The organism is Bacteroides sp. 2201st1_D9_2201SCRN_220225 (assembly GCF_040928965.1).
Classification (GTDB): domain Bacteria; phylum Bacteroidota; class Bacteroidia; order Bacteroidales; family Bacteroidaceae; genus Bacteroides; species Bacteroides stercoris.
The window spans coordinates 1-1074 of record NZ_JBCODG010000176.1 but is presented as its reverse complement, the minus strand read 5'-3'; the positions used below and the strand labels follow the sequence as shown (position 1 = coordinate 1074).

General features: G+C 50.2%; 1 protein-coding gene and 1 pseudogene. Both read left to right on the top strand.

The features are described from left to right. Positions 1-538: pseudogene (locus tag AB5903_RS22515) on the top strand (replication protein); the annotation flags it as partial. 36 nt (positions 539-574) lie between these two features. Beyond that, the coding region (locus AB5903_RS22510) for a CHC2 zinc finger domain-containing protein (protein ID WP_368118325.1) at positions 575-1074 on the top strand (500 nt) is incomplete at its 3' end.

The following is a 1074-nucleotide window of genomic DNA, read 5'->3' as shown; positions in this document are numbered from 1 at the left end:
CGAAAAAGCTGAAATACTTCGCGAAAATAAACCACAAAATAAAAACAAAGAAAACATATCCTCCCCAAACCCCTCAACCATTCCTTCGGGCAATCCGGATGAGGAGAATTTTCTTTCAAGGAAACTTAAAAGTATGGGAGTATCCGAGAACAATATCCGGTGGGTGCATTTCCTGAGGGGATATTATCCTGATTTTCCAGTCGAGACAGCTATCCGGGAGATTGAGCAGAGCCATTTTCAGCTCACCACGTTCAATTATCTGGAACCTCTGATAAACAACTATATCGCCAAGTACAATGCCGAATACGGGCAGGCGGACCGTGAAAGGAAACAGGCCGAGACGATGCGCTCCATGCGCAAAACCCTCGATCTTCTGGGGATAGCCGCAAGAGACCAGCAGGAGATCATGCAGCTTGCCGCCGTCGCACCTGTAGTACTGGCTTCCGTCCTGAAGGAAACCTGGGGTAACAGGAGAATTAAAAGCCCCACAAGGTTTATCCTGAGCCGTATGCGCCAGGCCGTACCCATGTCGGCATAGAAAATGGATTTTACGGAACAATTAACATAACAAGTCATGACATCACAGGAAGCCAATTCGATACCGTTGGAAGATATTCTTTCCTATTACGGGCATAATCCTTCCCGACACTTCGGGGGATATGACATGTACAGTTCGCCTTTCCGGCGTGACAGCTCGCCGAGTTTCAAGGTTTTCAAAGAGGAGAACCGCTGGTATGATTTCGGCGAGGGCACTCATGGCAGGGCCGTAGACCTGGTCATGCGCATTGAGAACTGTTCCTTTCCGGAGGCTATGCGCCGTATCGGGGAAATGGGCTTTGCAGGGCATGCCGGTGCTACCTCCGGACAGACTTCCGTCCGGGAGAAGAGAGCGCCTTCGGGAAGTTCGATGAAGATTCTGGGAACCGTTCCCTTGAGAAACCGCCATCTGCTTGAGTATGCCGCCTCGCGCGGTATCGATGCGGAGGTCATCCGTAAGTATTGTGTGGAGGTTCACTACTGTTTTGAAAAGAACCCCCGCGAGAAATACGCGATTGGATTTGCCAATGACCATCA